This window comes from Paenibacillus sp. Soil766 (assembly GCF_001428105.1).
Classification (GTDB): Bacteria; Bacillota; Bacilli; order Paenibacillales; family NBRC-103111; genus Paenibacillus_E.
In genome coordinates, this window is sequence record NZ_LMSJ01000005.1 from 114,515 (window position 1) to 138,555 (window position 24,041).

Annotated in this window: 16 protein-coding genes; all 16 read left to right on the forward strand. The window is 45.7% G+C overall.

What is annotated here, in order from left to right:
- Positions 1-3 precede the first annotated feature (3 nt).
- The 16 genes from ASG89_RS05140 to ASG89_RS05215 all read left to right on the forward strand — a co-directional run bounded on the left by ASG89_RS05140 (position 4) and on the right by ASG89_RS05215 (position 24,005).
- On the forward strand, positions 4-2,373 hold the full coding sequence (locus tag ASG89_RS05140; RefSeq protein WP_057309343.1) for a glycosyl hydrolase family 95 catalytic domain-containing protein: 2,370 nt from the start codon (positions 4-6) through the stop codon (positions 2,371-2,373).
- 1 nt (position 2,374) lies between these two features.
- On the forward strand, positions 2,375-3,358 hold the full coding sequence (locus ASG89_RS05145; protein ID WP_057309345.1) for a sialidase family protein: 984 nt from the start codon (positions 2,375-2,377) through the stop codon (positions 3,356-3,358).
- A gap of 110 nt (positions 3,359-3,468) precedes the next feature.
- Positions 3,469-5,625 (forward strand): MGH1-like glycoside hydrolase domain-containing protein, encoded by a 2,157-nt coding sequence (locus ASG89_RS05150; protein WP_057309347.1) that lies wholly within the window; start codon positions 3,469-3,471, stop codon positions 5,623-5,625.
- Positions 5,626-5,659: 34 nt separating this feature from the next.
- The gene (locus tag ASG89_RS05155; protein WP_057309349.1) at positions 5,660-6,724 is read left to right on the forward strand and encodes a sialidase family protein; all 1,065 of its coding nucleotides are present in this window, start codon (positions 5,660-5,662) and stop codon (positions 6,722-6,724) included.
- A 24-nt stretch (positions 6,725-6,748) separates the two neighbouring features.
- Entirely contained in the window at positions 6,749-7,639 is an 891-nt protein-coding gene (locus ASG89_RS05160; RefSeq protein WP_057309351.1) for an AraC family transcriptional regulator, read from the forward strand.
- A 74-nt stretch (positions 7,640-7,713) separates the two neighbouring features.
- A complete protein-coding gene (locus ASG89_RS05165) occupies positions 7,714-8,736 on the forward strand; it encodes a dienelactone hydrolase family protein (RefSeq protein WP_057309353.1) in 1,023 nt (340 codons plus the stop codon).
- 112 nt (positions 8,737-8,848) lie between these two features.
- Positions 8,849-9,970, forward strand: coding sequence for an ABC transporter ATP-binding protein (locus ASG89_RS05170; protein WP_057309355.1), 1,122 nt, complete (start codon positions 8,849-8,851; stop codon positions 9,968-9,970).
- A gap of 15 nt (positions 9,971-9,985) precedes the next feature.
- Positions 9,986-12,952 (forward strand): extracellular solute-binding protein, encoded by a 2,967-nt coding sequence (locus ASG89_RS05175; RefSeq protein ID WP_082592755.1) that lies wholly within the window; start codon positions 9,986-9,988, stop codon positions 12,950-12,952.
- Positions 12,939-13,913, forward strand: a complete 975-nt coding sequence (locus ASG89_RS05180; RefSeq protein WP_414813243.1) for a carbohydrate ABC transporter permease — start codon at positions 12,939-12,941, stop codon at positions 13,911-13,913. Before ASG89_RS05175 ends, ASG89_RS05180 begins: the two co-directional genes overlap by 14 nt.
- Positions 13,914-14,813, forward strand: a complete 900-nt coding sequence (locus tag ASG89_RS05185) for a carbohydrate ABC transporter permease (RefSeq protein ID WP_057309359.1) — start codon at positions 13,914-13,916, stop codon at positions 14,811-14,813. It begins immediately after the preceding gene.
- 31 nt (positions 14,814-14,844) lie between these two features.
- A complete protein-coding gene (locus ASG89_RS05190) occupies positions 14,845-16,281 on the forward strand; it encodes a DUF5060 domain-containing protein (protein WP_057309361.1) in 1,437 nt (478 codons plus the stop codon).
- Between the two features lie 3 nt (positions 16,282-16,284).
- A complete protein-coding gene (locus ASG89_RS05195; protein WP_057309363.1) occupies positions 16,285-17,763 on the forward strand; it encodes a DUF5060 domain-containing protein in 1,479 nt (492 codons plus the stop codon).
- Between the two features lie 21 nt (positions 17,764-17,784).
- The gene (locus ASG89_RS05200; protein WP_235549611.1) at positions 17,785-20,154 is read left to right on the forward strand and encodes a glycosyl hydrolase family 95 catalytic domain-containing protein; all 2,370 of its coding nucleotides are present in this window, start codon (positions 17,785-17,787) and stop codon (positions 20,152-20,154) included.
- A 249-nt stretch (positions 20,155-20,403) separates the two neighbouring features.
- Positions 20,404-21,501: a Gfo/Idh/MocA family protein gene (locus ASG89_RS05205; RefSeq protein WP_057309367.1), complete on the forward strand. Its 1,098-nt coding sequence runs from the start codon at positions 20,404-20,406 to the stop codon at positions 21,499-21,501.
- A 14-nt stretch (positions 21,502-21,515) separates the two neighbouring features.
- The gene (locus ASG89_RS05210) at positions 21,516-22,346 is read left to right on the forward strand and encodes a sugar phosphate isomerase/epimerase family protein (RefSeq protein WP_235549612.1); all 831 of its coding nucleotides are present in this window, start codon (positions 21,516-21,518) and stop codon (positions 22,344-22,346) included.
- A 9-nt stretch (positions 22,347-22,355) separates the two neighbouring features.
- On the forward strand, positions 22,356-24,005 hold the full coding sequence (locus tag ASG89_RS05215) for a hypothetical protein (RefSeq protein ID WP_057309491.1): 1,650 nt from the start codon (positions 22,356-22,358) through the stop codon (positions 24,003-24,005).
- Positions 24,006-24,041 lie beyond the last annotated feature (36 nt).

Below are 24,041 nucleotides of genomic sequence, written 5' to 3' on the forward strand. Positions count from 1 at the left end.
TCTATGACTGATAAGAAATCCACACTCTGGTATGCACATCCGGCCAAGAATTGGTTTGAAGCGCTTCCCATTGGCAACGGCCGGTTCGGAGGGATGGTGTATGGCGGCACGAACAGAGAGCATATTCAATTAAACGAAGACACACTTTGGTCGGGGGAACCCCGAGAAACAGTCCGCTATGATGCGGAGCGGTATCTCGGACCCGTGCGTGAATTGATATTTTCGAAGAAATATGCGGTAGCCGAGCAGATGATCGAGCAGTACATGGGAGGTCCGGATATTGAATCCTTCCTACCGCTTGGGGATTTGGAGCTTCTCTACGACGAAGAGGGCGGAATTTCGGATTATAGCAGGGAATTGGATCTCGAAGCAGGTGTTGTAAGGGTGCGTTACAATCAAAATGGCGCTGTTTACACGCGTGAAGTGTTCGTATCCGCTGTTGATCAAGTGATGGCGATCCGTTTGAATAGCGAGAGGAAATCCAGTTTTACCGCCACTCTTCAAAGTCCACTGCAGTTTTCGGTACGCAAAACAGGTGCAGATCGGATAACGCTTACTGGCCGCTGCCCGTATCACGTTTTGCCTAACACAGTCAAATCCATTGATCCTGTTCTCTATGCCGAGGGGAAAGGAATAGGTTTTGAAATCCACCTTCAAGCGATTGCAGAATGCGGTAAAGTGGAAGTCAGCGGTGGGCGCATTCTCGTAAGCGGGAAAGGTGCGGTAACCTTACTGCTGACCGCTGCTACAAGCTATAATGGTTTCGAAAAAGATCCGGCTGTTCTAGGTAGAAATCCAACAGACATGTGTGCGTCATCGCTATCGAATGCCATTCGGCTGGGTTACGATCATGTGAAAGAGCGGCATATGTGTGATTACGCCGCACTGTTCAACAGAGTTTCAATTGACATTGGCGGTAGAGGTGAAGACAAAAGCATTCTTCCTACGGATGTCCGCATCCAGGCAGTCAAAAATGGATCTGATGATCCTGGTCTTGCTGCGTTGTTCTTTCAGTACGGGAGATATTTGCTGATATCCAGCTCTCGTCCCGGTACACAGCCTGCCAATTTGCAGGGCATTTGGAATGACAAAACCCAACCTCCGTGGTGCAGCAGCTGGACGACAAACATTAATATTGAAATGAACTATTGGCCTGCGGAAGTGGGCAATCTTGCGGAATGCCACCGACCGATGTTTGATTTAATTGAAGATTTACGAATTACAGGCCGGAAAGTAGCCAGTGTCCACTACCGAAGCAGGGGGTGGACCGCTCATCACAACATCGATTTGTGGCGTACCGCGACGCCTGTCGGCGGCTCGCCCAGTTGGGCCTTTTGGCCGATGGCCGGCGCTTGGTTATGCCAACATATATGGGAGCATTACGCGTTTAGCCAGGATGAACAATTTCTCAAACAAGCGTATCCTGCATTGAAAGAGGCAGCGCTGTTTTGTTTGGATTGGCTTATCGAGGATCCTGACGGATATTTGGTTACGTGCCCGTCCACTTCCCCTGAAAATTTTTTCATTACCCCTGAGGGGAAGCCAAGCAGTGTAACCAAAGGAACGACGATGGATTTGGCTTTAATCAAAAGTTTGTTTGCCCATTGTATAGAAGCTAGCCTCATTCTAGACCTAGATGACACGTTTAGGGGCCATCTGGAAACGGCATTAAGTCATATCCCCCCGTTCCGTATTGGGAAATACGGTCAGCTGCAGGAATGGGACGAAGACTTCGAGGAGTTGGAACCGGGCCACCGACACATTGGGCATTTAGTTGCTCTTCATCCGTTGGACCTAGTGACACGTCATGGACAGCCCGAACTGTTTGAAGCCTGCAAAAAAACGCTCGAACGCCGTCTTGCTCACGGCGGAGCGCACACGGGCTGGAGCTGCGCTTGGACGGTTAACTTTTGGGCACGACTAGGAAACCCAATAGACGCCAATAGATTTTTAAATGACTTGCTGGCAGGTCTGCACCCCAACATGATGAATGCTCACCGGCATCCGAAGGTGAAGATGAATATTTTTCAAATTGACGGTAATTTTGCCGGCTTGTCAGGCATTGCGGAAATGCTGCTGCAGAGTCACGCTGGAATGATTCAACTTCTGCCGTCTTTACCGCCTGAATGGGAGCGCGGAAGCTTGAAGGGATTGAGAGCTCGAGGCGGATTTGAAATCGATATGGACTGGAACGAAGGTAGACTTACACGCGCCTGGATCAGGTCAATTGCCGGAAAGAAGTGCCGGTTATTGAGCGCTCAGCCGGTTCAAGTTCACCTGAATGGACAACTCATTTGTTCAACAGGAGTCGATTCCTCATTTGAAACTGGCGTGGGATTCTGTTACGAAATTGTTCCTGTATCGGAGGTTTGAGATGAAATATGTTACTACCATGAAGGAATTTATTTTTGAGGATGATAGACCGTTCCTTAGCTGCCACGCATCCACATTGGAATTGCTGCCGAACGGCGATATTATAGCCGCATGGTTTGGCGGAACACGTGAGAAAGCCGGAGATGTTGCTATTTGGCTATCACGCAGGGGAGTCACGGGGTGGACGCCGCCCCTTAAAGTAGCGGATCAAGCGGATATTCCGCATTGGAATCCCGTCCTTTTTCGTACCAATGACGGTACTCTATTTCTATATTACAAAGTCGGAACCATGATTGCCGAATGGGAAACGATGGTTATTCGCTCAACAGACGATGGACACACATGGACGTCTCCGCTTCCCTTGGTTAAGGGGGATAAGGGAGGAAGGGGTCCTGTCAAAAACAAGCCTATTGTTCTGTATGACGGTACGATAGCAGCTCCTGCCTCATTGGAACCAGCCTGGGATGTATTCGTTGACCTCTCGAGCGACGGAGGCGAGACCTGGACTCGAAGTGAAATCGTTCCATTGGACCGCAGCGTAATGAAAGGCTCAGGCATTATCCAGCCTTCCTTATGGGAATCTACCCATGGAAATGTGCACATGCTCACTCGAAGCAGCGAAGGGCATATATATCGCAGCGACTCAAAGGACGGGGGGAAATCGTGGTGTACAGCATATCCCACTGATTTACCCAACAATAATAGCGGAATCGATCTGGTGAAGCTGGATAACGGCACAATTGCTCTTATTTATAATCCCACACGTCCAGAAGAAGGGATGAAAAAGGGGCCGAGAACGCCGCTTGTCATTCGACTTTCGCATGACAACGGAATGACTTGGGAAAATCAATTTCTGTTAGATGAAGGAGAAAAGCAATATTCCTACCCTGCTATTGTTGCAGGTGGACTAAATCTATATGTGACCTATACCTGGAAGCGCGAACGCATTGCCTTCTGGAAAATAACGCTTTCCGATTTAGCATGATTGACCTATAGATTGAGACGATAACCACCATTCACGCATCAAATGAATTCGATATAATAATTATGGTAATATTATACACCCATAAGTATATATGGGCTGGGAGGTCATCCATGCCAGCTGGCAGCCGATTGGACGAAACATTGCGCGCGGGAAAAAAAGCACTTCGCACGCTCCCCGGTGCACTCTTGCTCGGTTCGACCGGAGCGCGGTTGTGGGCCGATTATTTGGATCCCGTACCTGGTTTTTCTGGAAGGTTCGATTTTATTCACAAAGTGAATATTCCTTTGTTGTTTAAGATAACGAACAATTTGGCAGAAAGCTTAGAGCCATGTCAGACGGAATGGTTTCCAAGTCACTTGCTCATGGCTTATACAGGCAACCGTCTTTCATTGGAAGAACGCAAATTCATAACTTGGAATGATTGTGCGGTTTCGTGCCAAACTTGGACGAATCGCAGCGATGAGGAGCTAATCCTTCGTTTGGAGACCTATGGCGATTCGTTCTCAGAGCGCATAGAGAATTATCTGTATGGATTGTTCAATATCGAGCATTACAGCTTTAATGTCTCAGGTGCTATTGCCGTAAGTGATCCCACTGTATTCGAAGAGCTACGGTTGAAACCAGGTGAAACCAAAGCAATTATTGTCGCTGCAGCATTCGGAATTTCCGGTCAGGATGATATCGCCTTGCTGAAGGAACGGGCATCGAGCTATGCGGAAAGCGGTTACACGGTTGATCAACTAGTAGTAAATCAGAGTAATGAGTATCAAATCTGGTTTGAGAAAACACCTACATTCGCCAGCAGCGACCCTGTGTTAAACAAGACGTGGACCTATCGTTGGTTTCTGCTTCGGCACAATTTGGCCGATCCGCAGTACGGTCACTTGTCCTATCCATTGTTCTACGAGGGCAGATCTCATAAAAAAAGTAAAAAGCCCTTTAGTAAGGGGGGATGGGAGTTCAGCAAGCTAATTAATCTGTCCGTCCCTTTACATATTATGGATGCTAGATGGTATCACGATCCCGTATATAGTGAGGGTCCGCTTCGTAACATGAAGAGCGCTCCCGGTGAAGACGGTATGTTTAGCTGCTTGACGGTAGATTCCATCCTGCATTCCTTTGCCAACTTCTCTTGCTGGGCCGCATATAAGCTCTTTCTTGTGCATCGAAACACCGAAATGATAGTTGACTTACTGCCTGCCATGAAATCGAATATTTCGGCATGGAAACGTGTGAACGGTAATGATCAGGATCATTTGATGATCGAACATAAACATACACGGACGGGAAAAGAATATCAGCCAAGTTATTGGTATTTTCACCAATTCCCGAAAAATCCGAAGGACAAAGCTACCTATACCCATCTTAAGAGGGTGGATCGCGCTGTGTATCACTACTTGAACACGCTAGGCGTTGCTAAGCTTTGCGAGGCAACGGGTGATCCGGAAGCGAAAGTTTTTTTTTGGCAAGCTGAAGAAATCAAGCAGGATATACTTGGGAAAATGTGGAATGAAGATACAAAGTTCTTCTATGATCTACATTATCAAACAGATGAAAAGGCGTTTGTCAAAAATATTGTCGGGATCTATCCCGGGTGGGCAGAAATCCTAGATGATCAATTCAATGGAATGATCGAGCATCTGTTCGATGAACAGGAATTTCGTACGAAATGCCCGTTCCCGTCTGTTTCCGCCGATTCTCCTGCCTATTCACAAGAAGGCGGTTGGATGGGACACTTTGTCAAAGGTCGGAACGGCTGCGTTTGGGATGGTCCAACCTGGCCTTATACCAATTCGATCGCGCTTGATGCGCTTGCCAAGGAAAGCAAGCGGAGAAATCATCAATTTGATCGTCAATTTGCCTATTATCTACGCGAGTATTCGTTTCTCCATTTTATGCAAAGAGATTTAAACCAACCCGGTCTAGTTGAGCATTACAACAGCGCAACAGGTGAACCGTTAAGCGACGAACAGGAATATAATCATTCGTACTATATCGATTTGTTAATTTCACATGTGGCAGGATTATCGATTGAAAAAGATGGGATTGTTCTGGATCCTCTGAATGTGGATTTAGATTATTTTTGTCTGGATCGCGTGAAGGTGGCGGGTATGGAAATACGAATCTCATATCGGAAACCGAGTGTGTCATCGGAGATTCCCTTTAGCGAAGATGGCTACCGTTTATATGTAAATGACAAACTTATTTTCTCCAATCCAACACTTTGTCGAACAGAGTTAACTTGGAAAGAGTTGACCATATCGTAAATTGATAACCCAATCGGACAAGGAGTGTGTTTTAATGAAACGTTTCAATGGAGTTGTTGTACAGTCGGAAACGGATTCGCAATTACGGGAAGCATACCTTCCTATTCCGTACCCGAATGACAACCATGCCGCTAATTTACTAGAATTAGACAATGGCGATCTTCTCTGTGTCTGGTTTTCGGGCAGCGGGGAAGGCAATCCAGATACCAACGTACTGATGTCGAGATTATCTGCCGGATCCAATGAATGGACTGCTCCAATGCAGCTGTCAGGTGATATCGAACGATCCGAACAAAATCCGATCCTTCACCAGGCGCCCGATGGAAAACTTTGGCTGTTCCATACGTCCAACGAGCCCCACAATCAAAAAACATCAAGAATTGTTTACCGCATATCGGATGACAATGGCTTTACTTGGGGTCCGACTGAAGTTTTGTTTGACGGTTTGGGCATATTTCTGAGGCATCCGCTGCTCGTGCTCAAAAATGGCGATTGGCTGCTTCCGACGTATTATTGCAAGCTTGACGGGCACTACAGCGTTGTGCAAATCAGCTCCGACCAAGGGAAAACATGGAAGGAATACGAAGTGCAGGGCAGCACGCACCGGGTTCAAATGAATGTTGTTGAACGAATTGATGGTACGCTTTTTGCCATGTTTCGAAGCCGCCAGGCAGACCGCATTTATACAAGTATCTCTCAAGATAACGGGAGAAATTGGACGGTTCCGGTCAAGAGCGAATTGCCCAACAATAATTCCTCGATGCAGTTCATTAAGCTGCAAAACGGCCACTTGGCCTTGATTTATAACAATTCCTCCATGGAACGGGACCAATTCAGGTGGGTTCAAAGGAAGGGAGAATTCCGAAAAAAACCGCTTCGTACACCACTTACCTTAGCGATTTCGGAAGACGAAGGAAAAACATGGCCATACTACAAGAATATACAGATGGCGGATTTGGAATACAAAGATAGTGAGATCGGGTATTCCTACCCCTCGATTATCTCCACGCGTGATGGCAAGATACATATTGCTTTTTCTTATTTGCGTAAAGGTATCAAACATGTTTGTCTAACGGAAGAATGGATTCATGAGGGTTAATATCTTGCGCCGGAGGTGATGGACATGAATGGTAGAATTGGACATTTAAGTGGGGATATGTTTTTTGATGGAAAGATGAATATTTTTATTAATCGCGAATTGGAATCGTTTACAACTACTCAACATACCCATGATTTTGTTGAAATCAGCTATGTGGGGGAAGGAAGCGGTTATCATTACATTGAAGATCAAGTGATTCCCATTAAACAGGGAGACCTGTTTGTGATTCCGATTGGAACATCACATGTGTTTCGGCCGTCCTCTCCGACGCAGGATAAAATGCTCGTCATTTATAACTGTATTTTTAGAGTAGAGTTATTAGAAAACTGGATGCATATGCTTCAGGAAGAATGCCTGACCTACAATTCCATCACGCTTCCTTGCAAGTGCCCCGAGCGCTGGCTGCATTTTCAAGATAAACATGATACGTTTTCAACGATTGTTAACGCGATGTATCAAGAATATTTGAAACGAAGCAATGGCTTTGAGACGATTTTGACAGCATTACTGATTCAAATGTTGGTGATGCTGCAGCGTTTTGAATTGAAAAATGAAACGGAAGCGGTTCCGTTTCGAATGCTTGAGGAAGTTGTTCATTTCATCAAAGCGCATTACACCGATAATCTTACGGTTCAGCATGTGGCGGATTACTTTTTTTTAAGTGCCAGCCATTTTCAACGGTTGTTTAAAAAATCAACGGGCTTATCGTTCACACAATACTTACAGAACGTGCGTATACAAAAATGCTGTGAACTGCTGAAGTCATCAGATATTCCGATCTACCAAATTGCCAATCAGGTGGGATATCAGGACATGAAATTTTTCCATGCACTATTTCGTAAAAAAACGGGGGTAACCCCTCGACAATATCGACAAAACTTCCAAGAATTCGAAGATAAGGCATTAACATACTAAGAGGTTTACGGCTGACCATCGCAATATCGCAATGGAGCAGCTTTTTTTTATTTATTAAAAGGGTGGGATACTGAATGTTAAATCCGGATGAGTATTTCGTACAGCTTTACAGCGATTTGAATAAGACGTCTGATCATGCCCGAGTACAACCATGGAGAGAGCGAAAAGCGGATGTGCGGACAAAGCTGCTTGCAAGTTTGGGGGATTTCCCCAGAGGGTTAAGTGAATTGAACCCTGTTGTAGGCGAGAAGATCGATAAGGGGGATCATTATTTAGAGCGTGTTATTTACACAACAGATGTAAACCTTCAGATAGCTGCCTTCGTGTTGATTCCGAAAGGGCTCACGGGCAGGGCTCCAGCCGTACTTGCTTGGCACGGACACGGTTATGGGAGTAGGGAAATTGTCGGTTTGCGGCCAGACGGAACCACGGATGACGACCCTCCCGGCATTCATCAACATTTTGCCTTGCATCTTGTACGAAGAGGAATGATTGTCATAGCGCCTGAAATCATTGGGTTTGGTGATCGTAGGTTGTCAGTCGACAGGGGGAAGGACCCTAAGAAAAACAGTTCCTGTGTAGCGCTAACTTCTCGCTTGCTGCTTTATGGTAAAACTTTAGCCGGGCTGAGGATTTATGAAGCAATAAGATCGGTAGATTATGTATTAACTCGTGCGGATGTTGATCCTAATCGGATCGGAAGTATGGGTTTTTCCGGTGGCGGTCTGATAGCTTCGCTTTCTTCCGCTTTGGATGAACGCATTCAGGCTACTGTTCTTTGTGCGTTTACAAGCTCGTTTAGCGGAAGCATATTAGCCATGAATCATTGCATTGATAATTACTTGCCTTCGATTCTTCCTTTTGCGGAGCTTCCAGAACTTATTGGATTGATCGCACCGCGGGCACTATTTGTCGAATCAGGCAGGGAAGACCCGCTATTCCCAGTTGCTTCCGTTCAAGAAGCTGTAGCTAAACTTAAAGAGATATATCATTCTGAAGGATTGGCTTCGAATTTAGAAGTTGATCTTTTTCCAGGGAAACATGAAGTATCTGGGCGACTGTCTTACGATTGGTTAGCTAGGCAGTTGAAAGCATGATTCACCTATAGAGTAAGCCATCATCACCTATATGTGAAAAAGTTGATGGATGTATAATGAACTGAAACCGTTATCATCGGGATGATTGAAACAGACTATAGGAGGTGCCGAAATGGGGCGCATTCTTTTGAATCACGTAGAAAAACGTTATGGCAAAGATGGCGGATATGCAGTGAAAGATTTCCATTTGGAAATACACGACGGAGAATTTCTTGTCATGGTAGGTCCGTCTGGCTGCGGGAAATCAACAACACTCAGGATGATTGCTGGCTTAGAAGATATCACATCAGGAGAGCTTTATATTGGAGATCAGCTTGTCAATGATTTGCCGCCGAAGGATCGGGATATTGCGATGGTTTTTCAAAATTACGCTTTATACCCGAACATGAGTGTGTACGAAAATATTGCATTCGGTTTGCGCTTGCGGAAGATGCCCAAACATGAGATCGACTTAGCGGTAAAAAAATCATCAAGAATACTGGAAATTGAACCGTTTCTCGATAGGAAGCCTAAGCAACTCTCTGGCGGTCAGCGTCAGCGTGTAGCTTTAGGAAGAGCCATTGTCCGTGATCCCCAGGTTTTTCTAATGGATGAGCCGCTGTCAAATTTGGATGCAAAACTGAGAGTTCAAATGCGAACAGAGATCATTAAGCTTCACAAGCAGCTCGGCGTAACAATGGTTTACGTGACACATGATCAAGTAGAAGCCATGACCATGGGGCATCGCATTGTTGTCATGAAAGACGGCGTTATCCAACAGGTAGATACACCGCAACAGATTTACAATAATCCGAGAAATATGTTCGTCGCCGGATTTATCGGGACGCCGCCGATCAATCTCATTGAGGGAAAAATTATGGAAGGCACGGACGGCAAACTAGAGTTTCATACCAATCGATATTATTTAGAAATTCCCTCACAGCAGTCGAGCATTTTGAAAAAGAAAAACAAAGTAAATAGATCCGTTTTTCTAGGAATTCGGTGTGAGAATATACATGTAAATCATCCAGAGACAGATGTTGGCCAGCACGCTCAAATTAACGGGGTTCAAAAGATCAATGAATTGATGGGGGCAGATATGTACCTGTATATGGACATTGGTGTGCCCAATTTACTGATCGTTCGAACCCGTGCTGATCACAACTTCGTGGAAGATGAGAAGCTTGTTCTATCTCTTGATATGCAGAAAGTACTATTTTTCGATAAAGATTCAAAGGAAAATCTCATGTATTAAATAGACAGCGGAGGGATGAAATTGAAGGTTTTTTTTCGAACCCGGGTATGGATTTCAACGATGCTGGCGCTCTTCTGTATGCTCAGTCAAACGCTTCCCGGTTTAGCGGATACAAGTCCTTCATTGGGAACAGAATTAAAGACAACGAATATGGAAGAGCAAGCGAATTCTTCCAAGCATCTGGATCCATCTTATTCGGAGAAGTTGGAACAGTGGAAAAAGGAAGGCGCTTCGATCGATCATAATGGGAGTTTGACTATCCCTGGGGCGAAGCTGGCCAGCCAGTCGGCTAACGCCAATATTTCTACCGGGACTTATAATGTAAAAAATAACGTTTTGATCTGGAGCGCTTCAAAGGACGAATGGATTGAATATGAGGTGGATGTGGCGCAAGGTGGATTGTATACCATTGCAATGACCTATAATCCTTTCGTCGGTACGAAATACCGAAAGCCGATTGCGCTGAATCTGACCATTGATGGTTCAAGCCCTTATTTGGAATCGAAATCAGTCGAGTTATACAGACAATGGAAGGATAAGTTTCCGATTCGTCAAGATGACAAAGGCGATGAGATTCGACCATCGGCGGAGGACAAATCAGGCTGGTTAACTTGGGAACTTCGCGATATATCAGGTGCATACGAGGATCCGCTGACGTGGTATTTAAAACCTGGGAAGCACAGAATTCGATTGTCGGGCAGTGATCCTTTTGCTCTCGAGACTATAACGTTAAAAGCGCCTCATCAACCAGACGAGTATAAAAAAGTGAGAAGTGAGTGGCCAACCGATACACCTCCTGTAAAGTCGGACCCGATCAAGATTGAAGCTGAGCAGATGCAATGGAAGAACGATTCAGCCATCACCTTGGCCTTCGATAACGATATTGCGTCAACGCCTAGTGTACGCGGACATATTACTTACAATGTGGTAGACGGAGCTCGGTGGTCTTCGAATAACCAAGAGATTAGCTGGAACTTTGATGTACCGGAAACCGGGTACTACAAAATTGCGATGCGCGCGGAACAGTCTTATGTATCTAACCGCTCGTCATTCCGGCAGATTATGATTAACGGCAAAATACCATTTAATGAGCTGAAAGCCTATCGGTTTATGTACGCAACTGGTTGGAAAAGTATTACACTGGCCGATGAACACAACAATCCATATGAATTTTACTTGGAAAAAGGGAGCAATACGATCTCGATGCGTGCCACTTGGGCTCCGTTGGGTTCAGTTTCATCGGATTTGGAACAGACGATCAGTGAATTATCTAAGTTATCCGAGGATTTGAGAACATTAACAGGCAATGTTGACGACAAAAACCGGACTTGGGATCTCAAAAATGACCTTCCTTCATTTATTGAACAAATGCAAGGTGTGCATGATGATTTGAATGGTGTGCGAGAACGGATGGCAGCTATTAATGGCCGACCAGATGCCGTTACGCAAGCGCTTGTCACCGTGCAGAAAGATTTGGAAGGTTTGCTGAAAGATCCAGATGAAATTCCTTATAATGCAAGTATATTGAACAGGCTTCAAGGCAAGGTGGCCGAACAGATCAAGCAGCTCACCTATCAGCCTCTTCAGTTGGATCGCATTTATGTCGTGCCAGCCCAGCAGCCGCTTCCGAAAATGCTCCCGACCTTTTATGAGAAGTTGGAAGGCGGGCTCATCAACTTTATCGACTCCTTTAAATCAAAAAGAACAACGAATAAGGATGACATGGTGCTTGATGTCTGGATGCTGCGTGGTAGGGATTACGTCAACATGCTGCAAGGTTTGGCAGATGAGATGTTTACACCGCAAACCGGCATTAAAGTTAGGGTAAATCTGCTAAAAGATGAAAAACTGCTTGTTATGATGAACGCAGCAGGAATTGCACCTGACGTTGCATTAGGCTTGCAGCAGTCGATTCCTTTCGATTATGCGATTCGGGGCGGCGTCTATAATCTGAAGCAATTTCCGGATTTCGATGAGTACGCTAAGCAATTTTCCCCAGGTACGTGGCCAGCTTTTTATTATAATGGCGGTTATTACGCGGTGCCAGAAACACAAGAGTTCCGTGCCATGTATTATCGGAAAGATATTTTAAAAAGACTAGACTTAAAAGTACCTGACACATGGGACGATCTTTACAAGATGCTCCCTGTACTGCAGCAGAACGGAATGAACTTCACACCGGTTAACGACCACGGTATATTCCTGCAGATGCATGGGGCGGAATACTATTTGCAAGACGGTTCAAAGACGGGGCTGTCTTCGGAGAAAAGTTTGAATGCGTTCAAACAATGGACCGAATTGCAAAACAAATATGCAATTGATCAACAGATGGACAGCTTCTACCAACATTTCAAGGATGGGTCGTATCCCCTTGGTATTGCTGATTTGAATACGTATCTGCAATTAAATGTAGCGGCTCCTGAATTGAATGGTTTGTGGGGGGTTGCTCCGGTACCAGGTGAACGTCAGGAGGATGGTTCGGTAGCTCGTTGGATGGGCGGAAACATGTACTCATCGATGATTATGAAAAACGCCAAACATCCGAATGAGAGCTGGGAGTTTTTGAAATGGTGGACATCAGCAGACGTTCAGAGCAGGTTTGGTACTGAGCTGGAAACGCTTTACGGCGTTACATTCCGATGGTTCACGTCCAATATGGAAGCGTTCACGCAGCTTCCGTGGAAGGAAGATGATCTCCAAGCGATTTTGGAGCAATGGAAATGGTACAGGGAAGTGCCGAACGTACCTGGCGGCAGCTATTTAATGGAGCGCGAAATGAAAAATGCATGGAATCGAACCGTCATAGACGGGATGAACTACAGGACATCACTTGAACTGGCCGTGAAAGAAGTGGACCGCGAAGTGAAGAGAAAACTACAGGAATTTAAATTTATCGACGAAAATGGAAAATTGGTCCGTTCATTGGATTTACCGGTTATTACAAAACCTTGGGAAGGGGTGGATAAGTATGTTAAAAAGTGAGCCGATTACGCTCCCTAGTTCGTATATGTCCACAAACCGAGTGAAGAAAAAGGATCGTACCTTGCTGCAAACAATTTGGTCATACCGTGTATCCTATTTGTTTATAGCGCCATTTATGATCTGTTTCATTCTGTTTATCTTCATTCCTGTGCTATCTGCGATCGTACTCAGTTTTACGTATTACGATTCCATCGGACCTCCACGCTTCGCAGGTTGGGATAATTTCCGTTACATGGTGTCGGAAGATTTGATCCTGCTCAAATATGCGCTGCCGAACACAATAACATTCGCATTACTAGTAGGTCCGGGTGGATATATAGCCGCTTTCTTACTAGCGTGGTTAATTTCGATCTTACCTAGTATATATCGCAAATGGTTTACACTCGCTATGTATACGCCATCTTTGGCAGGCACGATAGCGATTGGTATTATATGGGTTCCTATGTTGTCAAGCGATCGAATAGGTTATTTGAATAGTGTCCTTCTTAAATTCGGGTTCATTACCGAACCATTATTGTGGGCTACCAGCAAAGAGTATTTGATGAGTTCTATGGTCTTTGTCACGCTGTGGAAAAGTATGGGGATTGGCTTCTTAGCAATGCTGGCCGGTATTTTGAATGTCAATCCGGAACTATACGAAGCAGGTAGGATAGATGGCATTCGAAGCAGGCTGGAAGAAATCTGGTATATTACCATCCCTTCCACGAAGCCCCAAATGTTGTTCGGAGCTGTGATGGCGATCGTCGGGGCGATTCAATCCGGAGAAATAGGTCAGACGTTATCGGGGATGAATCCAACACCGCAATATTCGGGTCATGTTCTCTTGACACACATGCATGACTATGGATACACCCGTTTTGAGCTCGGTTACTCGACGGCGTTATCTGTACTTCTCCTTATTTTTATTTACTTTGCTAATAAGCTATGTGAGAAGCTGTTTGGCACGAAGGAGGGCGAGTAAATGAATGTCGCTGGAACTCTTCGGAAATTCGATTCATGGCGTCTGCGCAAACGGCTGCGCAGATTCAGTCTAATGGAAAAAATATCGATTTTTATTCTTATTTTGATGAGTATTTTTTTGATGCTGCCTCTGATCTATATATTTAATCATGCTTTTAAACCTTATGAAGAGCTGTTCATTTATCCGCCGAATATCTTCGTGAGGCATCCTACTACTCAAAGCTTTTTAGAATTAGCGTCCATCACGAAGGGTACGGCAGTCCCGATCACGCGGTACTTGTTTAACAGTGTGATTGCCACAACTCTAGGCGTTGTAGCCATCGTAATTGCAAGTGCAATGTGCGCGTATCCGATATCCAAGCATAAGTTTCCAGGGCACAAGTTTATATTTGCGACGATTCTGCTAACTCTGCTGTTCGTTCCTGAAACAGTTTCGATCCCGAGATATTTGATCATCAGCCAATTGGGCATATTTAATACCTATTGGGCTCATGTTCTTCCACTTGTAGCCGTACCAACAGGTGTTTTTCTAATGAAGCAGTTCATTGATCAACTTCCGGATGAGTTACTCGATTCCGCTCGGATGGATGGAGCCAAAGAGTTTACACTTTTTTTAAGAATTGTCATTCCTGTTGTTATGCCTGCGATCATGACAGTTAGTATCATCGCATTTAACTCGACATGGCTCAGCACAGAAGCATCGGAAAATTTCATTCAAGATGAAGAACTGAAAACATTTCAGTTCTATGTTCAAACTTTAACTTCCGGTCTAGCGAACAGTGTATCCAGGCAAGGAGCTGTTGCAGCTGCTGCATTGATCCTATTTTTGCCGAATTTCATCATGTTTTTAGCTTTCCAAAGTAAGGTTATTGCGACAATGGCGCATTCCGGCATCAAGTAGGGATCAAACCGGATGAAGGGGGCGTAACATAATGATGGGCATTCAACAAAACAGCCAAGAAATAGAGAAATGGGGACGGTTTGAGCTGACGATGCAGGGACCGTCGGAAGGGAATCCGTTTCAGGAAGTTCAGCTATCTGCCCGATTTCAGTACAAAAACTACATTGTTCAACCAGATGGCTTTTACGATGGAAACGGTACATACCGGATCCGCTTCATGCCCGACCGAGTCGGTGTTTGGACTTATGTCACGCAAAGCAATCACAATGATCTTGATGGTCAACACGGTGAATTCATGTGTGTGGAGGCTTCGCGTGAAAACCATGGACCTGTAAGGGTAAAGGATCAGTATGTATTCGCTTTTGAGGACGGTACGCCGTATATGCCGTTCGGCACTACCTGCTATCACTGGACACATCACGGAAATGAGCTGCTTGAGGAGCTTACACTCGAATCCTTGAAAGAATCTCCGTTTAATAAAGTGCGGATGTGTCTTTTGCCAACGAGAGATATGAAAGCACCCCTTCGATTGGTTTTCGATGGTTCGTGTCCGGAAGATGTGGATAAAACGCGGTTTAATCCTGATTTTTTCAACCATTTTGAAAAGCGGATCACCGATTTGATGGATCTCGGTATAGAAGCCGATCTGGTCTTATTTCATCCTTATGATAAAGGGTTTTGGGGCGTTGATAACATGGACGCGGCATCCGATACTTTTTACTTACGCTACGTGATCGCGCGACTCTCCTCTTTTCGAAATGTATGGTGGTCGCTTTGCAATGAGTACGATTTTAACACATTCAAAACGGTTGAGGACTGGGATCGACTGATCCAATTCGTACAGCATCATGACCCCTATCAACATCTACGTTCGATCCATAACGGAACGAAGATGTACAAATCCTCTTGGGTGTACGATTTTTCAAAACCCTGGATCACTCATCAGAGCATACAGCACTGGGATGCAGAGCTTACGACAAGCTGGCGGGAAGCGAACGCAAAACCGGTCGTCATTGACGAAATATCTTATGAAGGTAACAGCTCCAGACGTTGGGGAAATATTTCGGGTGAGGAAATGACCCACCGGTTTTGGGAAGCCATGTCTCGAGGCGGGTTTGTCGGGCATGGGGAATCGTTTATCGACAAGGAGACAAGGGCCTGGATTTCTTCAGGTGGAAAATTGTATGGAGAGAGTACACAGAGAATCGCTTTTTTGCGTAAATTGATGGAGGAAGGTCCTTCAGATTGGATAAAAGCTTGGCAGCGAGGAGAGTATGGGCTTCAATATTTCGGCCATCATCAGCATGCTTATACCTACGTTGAGCTTTCGGACAATGCTTCCTACCGTCTAGAGATCATCGATACTTGGGACATGACCGTAACGCCTGTTAAAGGCACGTTTTGCGGACGCACCAAGGTTGACCTCCCCGGGAAACCTAATCTTGCATTGCGAATTTGGAAGCTTTGAACCATGAATGGGAAGGAGGAGGTCTCTCTGAGAGTAACCAAAGAAGTGGAGCGTTGGGGTGTGTTTGAATTGACACTCGAAGGTCCCAGCCATGGAAACCCGTTCACAGACATACGTCTCTGCGCTGTTTTCAAGAAAGAACGAACCTATGCGGAAGCTGAAGGATTTTACGACGGTAACGGGAACTATCGGATCCGGTTTATGCCAGAAGAAGAAGGTGTGTGGACGTATTCAACGTCAAGCAATTGTTCGAAGCTAGATGGAATAACGGGAGAGTTCGCGTGTACCAGACCAACATCAGGACATAACGGACCGGTTCGGGTAAAGGGTACTGTTCATTTTCAATACGCGGATGGAAAGCGATTCACTCCAATTGGCACAACTTCTTATGGGTGGCATTTGCAAAGAGAGGAACTTCAGGAGCAAACGCTGCTTATGCTGCAGCATTCGCCATTTAACAAAATTCGTATGAGTGTGTTTCCGACAAACGATGAATTTCGTGACGCGGAGCCAAATAACTACCCGTTTGAAGGTACGCCTGAACAAGGATTCGATTATAGCCGTCTTCGTCCGGAATATTTTTCTCATTTGGAGAAAAAGGTGAAGGATTTAGCAGAACTCGGCGTACAAGCAGAGCTCATTTTGTGGCATCCATATGACAATGGCCGTTGGGGCTTCGATAATATGTCCTCGGATGAGGATGACCGTTATCTGCGATATGTCATCGCACGGCTTGGAGCACAACACAATGTATGGTGGTCACTCGCGAATGACTATGATTTCATGACACATAAAAGTAGTGAGGATTGGAAGCGCTTATTTCGACTTATTCAGGAATGCGATTATGGAAGACATTTACGCTCCATTCATAATGGTCGGGTTTGGTACGATTTCGGCGTACCGTGGGTGACTCATGCGAGTATCAAATCTACGGACGTAAGAGTTGTATCGGAATGCACCAAACAATTCGGAAAGCCGGTTATCATTGATGAATGTGGATTTGAAGGGAATCTGAATACAAGGTGGGGCAGTTTAACGCCTGAAGAGCTAGTTTGCCGGATGTGGGAAGGGAATTGTCGTGGAGGCTATGTGACACACGGAGAAACGTATTTAAATGCGGAGCATGTACTCTGGTTGTCTCATGGAGGGGAAGTACAAGGACGAAGTGTTCGGAGAATCGAATTTATGCGCGAAATACTAGATAAAGCACCGGCTCATATGGCATACAGCAGCGATCGACTTGATGCTGCAACGTTGGAGGTGAGGGGCGAATATTATTTACAGTACTTTGGCCCACATCGATTTGCCTATCGCGAATTTTCACTGCCAGATGGTAAATATGAAGTAGATCTGATCGATACATGGAACATGACCATCACACCTCTTACAGGGACATTTGAAGGTCGATTCCGAATTGATTTGCCTGCAAAGCTTTATTATGCGCTGCGTATCCGCAAGATGACCGAAACGTCTTACAAATAGCTTCATAAGGGAGAGATGTCATTGGAACCATTACGGAAATCAACGGGTACTTCAAAGACTTCAAAGCTATGGTATGAAAAGCCGGCAAAAACATGGAACGATGCATTGCCTATTGGAAATGGGCGTCTGGGTGCAATGGTATTTGGGAAAGTGAATCAAGAACGGCTGCAGCTGAACGAAGACTCCGTTTGGTACGGGGGACCGGTTAACGGAGATAATCCTGACGGTCGAAAATATTTTCCGGAAGTACGCCGTTTGTTATTAAAAGGGAAACAAATAGAAGCAGAAGAACTGGCACAAATGGGACTCATGTCCAATCCCAAGTCCTTGCGTCCGTATCAGCCGTTAGGTGATTTGCACTTCTACCACGACGGGGAGAAAAAGATGATTTCCAATTATTATAGGGATCTGGACATTGATCAAGGTATCGCCCATGTAAACTATTGTCTCAACGATGTTTTGCATGAAAGGGAATTGTTCAGCAGTGCGGTCGATCAAGTGTTGGTGCTCAGGATCACCTGCAATCGACCTGCAACCTTGAATCTCCGCATGCATTTGAGTCGCAGACCTTTTGACGAAGGTACGCATAGGATCGACAACGATACTTTGGTGATGAGTGGAGAAAGCGGGAAAAACGGAGTGACATACTGCACGGCAGTGAAAGCCGTACCGGAAGGCGGAACGGTGGAAGTCATCGGTGATTTCCTCACAGTTCAACAGGCGGAAGCTGTTACCATTTATCTTTCGGCAGCAACAACCTTCCGTCATGAGGACCCCCAAGCCGAGTGTATTCAACAGTTGGTTCATGCGGCAAGTAAGGGATACGAACGGGTCAAACAGGATCACATTTCGGATCATACGTCCAAATTTGGTCGAGTAAAGCTGGAGTTAGGACGTCCTAAAGATGCAAGTGAAATCGAAGTACTACCAACGGATGTCAGACTTCAACGGTACAAAGACGGTGGCGAAGATCCAGGGCTTATTTCTCTGTTTTTCCAATATGGCCGTTATTTGCTTATGGCTAGTTCCCGCCCTGGTTCAAATCCTGCAAATTTACAGGGCATATGGAATGAAAGTTTTACACCGCCATGGGAATCAAAATACACAATCAATATTAACACGGAGATGAATTACTGGCCTGCGGAAGTTTGTAATTTGTCCGAATGCCATGAGCCGTTGTTTGATTTGATCGATCGTATGCGGCCACATGGCAGGAAAACAGCGCAGAAGGTATACGGTTGCAATGGATTCGTCGCTCACCATAATACCGATATGTGGGGATCCACGCAAATTGAAGGGAATCATATTCCAGGTTCAATTTGGCCAATGGGTGCCGCTTGGTTATCCCTGCATCTATGGGAGCATTACCGGTTCGGCTTGGATGAACAATTTCTTCGTGAACGGGCGTATCCGGTAATGAAGGAAGCGGCTGAATTCTTCCTGGACTACTTGTTTGAAGACGAGAAGGGGCGTCTCGTTACCGGGCCTTCCACTTCTCCTGAAAATAAATTTATCGGTCCTGACGGAAGCGTAGGATGTCTGAGTATAGGTCCTTCTATGGATACCCAAATCATCTATACATTGCTCAGTTCGTGTATGGAAGCTGCGGGCATACTTCAAACGGACGAAACGATTCGGCAGAAATGGGAACTTACGCTGCGCAAGCTGCCGTCGCCGCAAATCGGCAAGCACGGACAACTACAGGAGTGGGTGGAGGATTGGAATGAAGTTCATCCGGGCCATCGCCACATTTCTCATTTGTTCGCGCTCCATCCAGGAGAAATCATTCATCCAAGGCACACGCCGGAGTGGGCACAAGCGGCCAAACGGACACTGGAGCGCCGGTTGGAGAATGGTGGCGGACAAACAGGATGGAGCCGAGCTTGGATCATTAATTTTTTTGCTCGTTTGGAGGATGGGGAACAATCCTATGAGCATCTTCGCTTACTGCTTTCCCTCTCGACATTGCCGAATTTATTCGACAATCATCCGCCGTTTCAGATTGATGGAAATTTTGGTGCAACAGCGGGAATTGCCGAGATGCTCCTGCAATCGCACCGTGGGGAGATTGCGCTGCTACCGTCATTGCCAAAGGCTTGGCAGCGCGGTAGAATCAGTGGTTTTCGAGCCCGTGGCGGCTTCGAGATCGAGATGGAGTGGGAGGATGGCGAACTAACCCACTGCGTCATTAAAGCGACGAAAAGCCAATTGTGTACTGTAACGTGCAGACGCCCGCAATCGGCTCTTATTGTGGAAACGGATGGAAAACCGGTTGAAACCATTACGTCGGAGTTTTTAACAAAGTTTAATGCGGTTGCGGGGAAGGCATACTTGCTGATTGCGGAGAAGAAAAGCAATGCGCAAATAGGGAAATTGGTTCGTCATTCATGATTGTAAACGCAGTTCCACAATTGATGTTCCATCCAATTAATTAAAATGAGTAGGCCACCTTGCGCATAGCGTTTGGTGGTTTTTTTCTGCCTACGGCTGCGCCACTGTGTTATCTGACATGGGATCATAGGAAGATATTTGACGAGTAAACGAACCTATCGATGTGGTTGAATGCTCCCTAAAGAAAGCATGAACAGCCTATAAATGTTTTTTCGTTGTGATGTAATGTAGTAATTAAGAGGTGATACCATGGAATTCATTAGACCAGAAGATTATTTGCCAAGAAAGCAGCATATTCCAGACTTGAAGAAATACGGAATCGGTTTAATTGGCTGCGGTACCATAGCGAATACAGCGCATTTGCCCGCTTATCGTAAATATGGCTTGCATATAGCGGCTGTCTGCGACGTCAACGAGGAAGCGGCTCGCATGACAGCGCAAAAATTTGATATACCGCATTGGACAACTGATGTTAATGAATTATTACAAAATGATGAAGTTGGTCTCATAGATTTGGCGATTCACCCAGAACCAAGGCTTGAAGTGCTGAAACTGATCGGCAAGGCCCCTCGGCCTGTGCTATGCCAAAAGCCATTAGCCTTGAATTTAGAGCACGCTCAGGTGCTAAGTAAAGAAGTAAACCGACTTGGTATCGTACTTGGCGTGAACCAGCAAGCTCGTTGGGCACCAGCACATAAAGCGCTGAAAATGGTTCTTGAGCAGGATCTTATCGGTGAGGTATACAGTATCCACCATGAGATGCGTTCGTTCCAAGATCAAGCAGGCAAGTGGTGGACGAAAATGCAAAATTTCAATATTGTCGATCACGGTGTCCACTATGTGGATTTATGCCGATATTTCAACCCAAATCCTGATGAAGAGTGGTCCCGGGTACACTGCACGACAGCACAATTGAAGCAGCAAAACGCGATTGACCCGCTGATCTACTCGGCTAATGTCGAGTTTGGTCCAAAAGGGGGACGGAACCCGCTTATGGCTTCGCTGCTTTTTAACAATATTGCCAAAGCAAACCGTTCTCATAGCAACACATGGTGGATTGATGGGACGGAAGGTAGCCTCTGGTGTACGCAAGATACGCTCTATATGGCGCTAAATAAGCACAAAAACGTCGTTCACGAGATTAAGCTGAAAGGAACATGGTTCCCGGACGCCTTCGCAGGCTCCATGCTTGCATTCATGACTGCCCTAGAGGAAGGCAAGCGTCCGCCGGTTACTCCGGAAGATAATTTACAAACTGTGGCTTTGACGTCATCAATGGTTATTTCCAGTCAAGAAGGTTGTGTAGTGGAAAGAAGTGATGTGTTGAAAGGAAGCGATGAAGCATGAACAAACTCGGTTTTATGAGTTACATATACCTAGGTTGGAGCGCGAATGCAATCGCCGAAGACGCAAGCAAACATGGGTTGACATATGTACAGATTGACCCTAAGCAATCCATGCAGGTTATGGACGATGAACCATTTTCTCTGATACGTGCTGAAAAAATTCGAGCCATCTTTGAGGATAAAGGGATATCCGTCGTGGGGTTGTCGGCATATACCAATTTACTGAATCCGAATCTTCAGAAACGGGAAGATAAGTTAATGCAGCTAGAGAAGATGATCGACCTATGTTCGGCATATGGTACACGGTATATCGCGACTGAAACGGGAAGTCTTCACCCTACCAATGCTTGGCGTGATTTTGAAGGAAACCGGACTCCTGAAGCCTGGGATGAGCTGCTGAACATCATTGACCGTTTACGGAATCGAGCAGTGAAGAAAAATGCGGTATTAGTGATTGAAGGATTTGCGCTTAATGTGCTGGCACGTCCTGAACAAGGGGTGCGCATGATGGAACAGCTTGGGACCGAAGGGCTGGCGCTCATTATGGATCCTTTCAATTATTTGACGCAAGAAGATTTGAGCCGACAGGAAGCAGCGATGTCGAATATTTTCGATTGCATTGCTCCCTATACTCCGATTGCGCATGCCAAAGACACGCTTTACCATGACGGCGTATTTACGACACCTAGGGTAGGGACGGGGCAAACGGACTGGAATGTATATGCAGCGTTGCTTGCCAGTCGATTGCCGGATGTTCCTTTGATTCTCGAACATGCAAAGCCGGAAGAAGTAGCGGAATGTTTGGATTTGATCCGCAAATCCTTTGAGAGCGCAGTTAGGACGTGAAGAATGTCTATGACGCATAAACCAAAATTAGGCATACAGGGTCCTGTTGTTGCCTGGCAGGATTCATGGGCAGGAGATGCTTCTGAGCATATAATGAGGACTGGAACGGGGAATATCTGTCCGTCTCAAGATCCAAAGCCTGAGCCTGAGCAATTTATTCAAGCCCTAAAAGAGTTAGACGCGGACTTTTATGTTCATCATGTGATTCCAGAAATGAAAGGGTATTCAGAACTCTTGACGGATATCGCGGACGCGGGATTAGACATCTGCCTCGGCAATGAATACGGAAATATAAATGGGCCCTGGACGGAAGGAACGAACCGGTACGACCTGCCCGATAAGGAGATTATGCAGGCTGCAAGTTCGGGACGGTGTATCGGGCTCCTGTATGATGAACCTGAACATTTACAAATAAACGCCGGACAGTATCGGCATGACGGCTGGTTTCCACATTGGGGCAGCACCGATGACAGGAGTTTGGGAGAGTCGCGCGCCAAGGTTGAACGGTCGGTTCAGTCACATGTCCAGCATGTACAGAACGTCTTAGAGCAAGGCGGAGCATCCCGCACATCTATGCCATTGATTGCTGAGCATGTATTTCCAACTATGTTTCATACGTTTGCCAGAGCGGGAATGGACATTTGTCCTAAGATCATGAAGGAGTCATTTCAATCCTTGCAGCTGTGCACCGCTTTGGGAGCGGCCAAACAATATGGCAGAGCGCTATGGATATGTGCTGATTTGTGGGGGCCGGATACGGGAGAGTGGTTTACCCGCTTTCATGGATTCCCTGGGCATTCTCCGCAGGAATTCGCATCAGCACTAAGGTTGGGATACTTAATGGGACCATCCCATCTGTTCGTGGAAAATATCGATGTCCTGATGAGACATAGCCATTTGGGTTTTGAAACAACTGAGTTCGGTGATGTATGGAAAGAGTTCACTCATAAATTCATACCTGAACATACCTTGTCTTGGCATCATTCACAAGCAAATCCGGATATCGTAATCATTCATTCAGATGACAGCAATTACGGTCAAAATGAAAGATTGTTCGGCAATAGGTCACTCACGGATTTAGGTGGTTCCATGAGCGTATTTCATATCTGGCATCTGCTCAGTCGAGGTGCAATACCTGCTCATGGCAGCTGCATGCATATCCCAGGTTACGACTTTCCGAGACACGAATTGAAAAGTAACATAGCATACGAACAATTTCCCTTAGAACAAGGGTATGTTTCAAGCAACAAAAAAAAGATTCATCCGTTATTTTATCCTGTTCGAAATGTCATTGCCTTTGATGATCAAGTGAGCGCAGATCAGCTGGGAAGTCCGAAATTGATTATGGTTGGAGGCTCATCGCTCTCCGTCGAAACATTACTGGCGGTAGTCAAAAGAGCTGAAGATGGAGGCGTCGTTGTGATCGCAGAATGGCTGCTGCCGCAGGATTGCCCGGTAAAACTAAGAAAGAGCGGGAAAATGGGCTTAGGATCCTGGAACGTCACAAACCATTTCTTAGATGAACGAATACAAGAGATCGTTGAACCCTTTTTGGGCGAAGAACGCTGCTGGATACAGCGCTTTGGCACGACAGAGGTAAGAATGTACCCTAAGGACAAGGATGGGTACACACTCGATTTTGAAATAACAGCTCTATGAGTTGAATCTAAGCGGGTATGTGTTCCGCAGAAGGGG